This window comes from Aminobacter aganoensis, from assembly GCF_014206975.1.
Taxonomy (GTDB): domain Bacteria; phylum Pseudomonadota; class Alphaproteobacteria; order Rhizobiales; family Rhizobiaceae; genus Aminobacter; species Aminobacter aganoensis.
On the sequence record NZ_JACHOU010000047.1, the window covers coordinates 1 to 2238 of the forward strand.

Here is a 2238-nt window from a genome sequence, read left to right on the forward strand (position 1 = left end):
CTGGAAGCCAGCCATCGCGGCTGGGGCCAGTCGATCGTCATCGGCGTTGCGGGCGCCGGCCAGGAGATTTCGACGCGGCCGTTCCAGCTGGTCACCGGCCGGACCTGGAAAGGCACCGCCTTCGGCGGCGCGAGCGGCCGCACCGACGTGCCCAAGATCGTCGACTGGTACATGGAGGGCAAGATCCAGATCGACCCGATGATCACCCATACGCTCAAGCTCGAGGACATCAACAAGGGCTTCGACCTGATGCATGCCGGCGAGAGCATCAGAGGTGTCGTTGTCTACTGACTGGCAAGGGAGAAGTGTCATGGAAAAGCTCAGCGTCTTGGTAGAGGTGATCACGCGAGAGGCGGAAGACATCAAGTCGTTCGTGCTTACTTCGGTTTCGGGCGCTGAACTGCCGCGTTACACGCCCGGGGCCCATGTCGATGTTCATATGGGCGGCGGCCTGGTGCGTCAGTATTCGCTGTGTGGCTCGCCACAAGATCGCTCGCGCTACATGATTGGTGTCAAGCGTGAACCACAGTCACGCGGCGGTTCCGAGCGCATGCATGGGCAGCTCCGTGTCGGCGACCGCATCGAGATCAGCGTTCCCAAGAACAACTTCGCGCTCGATGAAACAGCAGACAACACCATCCTACTCGCCGGCGGCATCGGTATCACCCCCATTATCGCCATGGCGGACCGGCTGCTGCTGCTGGGGAAATCATTCGAGTTGCACTATTTCGGTCGCACTCCGCAGCACACAGCGTTCTACAAGCGACTGGCGCAACCGGAGTTCGCCGGAAAGGTGCACGTGCACTACGGGCTGGATGCCGATGCAGTCAGGACCAAGCTGGAGATACTCCTGAGCTCGCACGGCCATGGCAGCCACCTCTATCTGTGCGGCCCGAAACCTTTCATGGACATGATTACGACCGTCGCCGCGCAAAGCTGGCCACCGGAGGCGATCCATCTTGAATATTTTGCCGCCGACCTCGCCGCGCTGGCCGGCCCGACAAACAGCTTCGAAGTCCGACTGGCGCGCAGTGGCGAAAGTTATATCGTACCGGAAGACAGGAGCATTTTGCAGGTATTGCAAGAGGCTGGCGTCGACGTCTCCTATTCCTGCGAGGAAGGGGTGTGCGGCACCTGCATGACTGGTTTGCTCGAAGGTACTCCCGACCATCGCGACCTGTTTTTGTCGCGGGCCGACAGGGCCGCGAACACCAAAATGTGTCTGTGCGTTTCGCGAGCGAAATCGTCGGTTCTGGTTCTTGATATTTAGGTCGCCGGGCTTCGATACTGGTCCCGCCATCCGAGACATTGGGAAGCAGAACCAGTACCGCCGTCGCCTTTGGAGCCGGCAAATCGCCCCAAAAGTATTCGCAGTCTACTAGCTCCCAAAGCCGGCCAAGCTCCCCATGGCCAGCGTCCAGAGCTCCACGGCTTTTCGCTGGCCTTCAAGCCTCCCAGCTTGGCCCGCGTGTTCCCAAAGCCGTGGCGCCGACCGGCGGCGTGTCCGAGGTTCCCACAACCCTCGGCCACGCCGCCGGCAACCTTTTTCGAACATCGTCGTCCGTAATCTGATGCGATGCCGAGACAGAAAACGCGACGCTGATTGCGGCAAACTTCCCTGCCGACATGTCACGCCAAGCGATATTTGGTCACTTTCGATGGGCGGGCACGGTGCGCTGACAATCGCGCTGAAGAATCCGGAACGTTTCAAGAGCTGCTAGGCCTTCGCACATATCGCCCAGCCGTCGACGGCCGGCTGGTCGAAGCCGGCACTGGAAAAGTATCTCGGTGCTAATGAAAGCTGCATGGCGCGCCTATGACACGGACGCTGCTGATCGAGGACGGCAAGCGGTTCCCGGAATTTAATGTCGACCGGGGTTTGGCCGACAGCTTCCTGGCGGAGGGCCTGCGCTCTTGGCTGCTCCAAGACGCCTGCAAGAAGGCTGGCATCGGGCTCACCTTGCGCATGCAGGATGGTTACGACCATTCCTACAACTTCATCTCCACATTCGGGACGACCATTTGAGGTGGCACGCTGCCCGGCTGTCTTCCCAAATGGGATCGGTTGCCGAACGGCAGCTATCCGTACAGCAGATCTCGAAAGCGGACCGTCTGTAAGCGGCCCCAGAAACTCCAGTTCAAGGGTGCAGTTGGTCACGACCGCTGCTTGGGCTTCGCTGATGCCTGCTTGTTGCGGATGCGCATGCCCCGCCCTTCCGAATGTTCGATCTCGAAGGC

Annotated in this window: 1 protein-coding gene and 2 pseudogenes; all 3 read left to right on the top strand. The window is 60.3% G+C overall.

All coding sequences use genetic code 11. The features are described from left to right. Nucleotides 1-291 (top strand): annotated as a pseudogene (locus GGR00_RS28155) (S-(hydroxymethyl)glutathione dehydrogenase); the annotation flags it as partial. Between the two features lie 19 nt (nucleotides 292-310). Beyond that, nucleotides 311-1270 (top strand): PDR/VanB family oxidoreductase, encoded by a 960-nt coding sequence (locus GGR00_RS28160; protein ID WP_184702871.1) that lies wholly within the window; start codon nucleotides 311-313, stop codon nucleotides 1268-1270. A 335-nt stretch (nucleotides 1271-1605) separates the two neighbouring features. Further along, nucleotides 1606-2118, top strand: a pseudogene (locus GGR00_RS28165) (alpha/beta hydrolase-fold protein); the annotation flags it as partial. Nucleotides 2119-2238: the final 120 nt, after the last annotated feature.

Bases quoted from the DNA above. Each gene is read 5' to 3' on its own strand.
- GGR00_RS28160 (WP_184702871.1), top strand. From the start codon at position 311: ATGGAAAAGCTCAGCGTCTTGGTAGAGGTGATCACGCGAGAGGCGGAA.